This is a genomic window from Mycobacterium sp. E3198 (assembly GCF_001667015.1).
Taxonomy (GTDB): Bacteria; Actinomycetota; Actinomycetes; order Mycobacteriales; family Mycobacteriaceae; genus Mycobacterium.
The window spans coordinates 1-1139 of record NZ_LZIS01000020.1 but is presented as its reverse complement, the minus strand read 5'-3'; the positions used below and the strand labels follow the sequence as shown (position 1 = coordinate 1139).

The 1139-nt window shown below is 70.9% G+C and carries 1 protein-coding gene; it reads left to right on the top strand.

The genetic code is table 11. The features are described 5' to 3' along the window. The coding region (locus A5673_RS03125) for a septum formation family protein (RefSeq protein ID WP_068227044.1) at nucleotides 1–1139 on the top strand (1139 nt) is incomplete at both ends.

Here is a 1139-nt window from a genome sequence, read left to right as displayed (position 1 = left end):
TTCGCCTGGCCGCGCGGGTTGCAGGCGACGGCCACCCGGCGGCCGCTGTTACTCACCGCGCTGGGCGGGCTGTTGATCGCGGGACTGGTCACCGCGATCCCGGTCGGCAGCGGGCCGGGACGGCTGGCCGGCTACATCAACAGCGAGCCGGTGCCCAGCACCGGAACCAAGAGCGACGCGGCCTTCAACCGCGCCAAGGGCGGCGATTGCCTGATGTGGCCGGACGCCACCCCGGAATCGGCCAGCATCGTCAGCTGTGCCGACGATCACAAGTTCGAAGTCGCCGAGTCCGTCGACATGCGGACATTTCCGGGCGCCGAGTACGGACCGGGCGCCTCGCCCCCGTCGCCGGCCCGGATCCAGCAGATGACGCAGGAGCAGTGCGAGCCCGCGGTCCACAACTACCTGGGCCCCAAGTTCGACCCGGCGAGCAGGTTCATGGTCAGCCTGCTGTGGGCCGGTGACCGGGCGTGGCGCCAGTCGGGCGACCGCCGCATGCTGTGCGGCCTGCAGCTCCCCGGGCCCAACAACCAGCAGGAGGTCTTCAAGGGCAAGGTCGCCGACGTCGACCAGTCCAAGGTCTGGCCGGCCGGCACCTGCCTGGGCATCGACTCGGCGACCAACCAGCCCACCGACGTCCCGGTCGACTGCACGACGCCGCACGCGATGGAGGTCACCGGCACGGTGAACCTGGCCGAGAAGTTTCCGGGCGCCATGCCCGCCGAGCCCGACCAGGACGGGTTCATCAAGGACCTGTGCACGAAGATGACGGACGCCTACCTCGCACCGACCAAGCTGCGGACCACCACCCTGACGCTGATCTATCCGACCGTGTCGCTGCCCAGTTGGTCGGCGGGCAGCCGCCAGGTGGCGTGCAGCATCGGCGCGACGCTGGGCAACGGGGGCTGGGCCACGCTGGTCAACAGCGCCAAGGGACCGCTGCTCATCAACGGTCAGGCGCCGGTCCCGCCGCCGGACATCCCCGAGGAGCGGCTGACGATGCCGCCGATCCCGGTTCAGGCGCCGAGCCAGCCGACCCAGGCCAGCACCGCACCGGACGCCATACCGCCGAACAACCAGCACCTGCCGGGCCAACAGCCGGTCGTGACGCAACCGCAGGCGCCGGCCACCCAAGCACC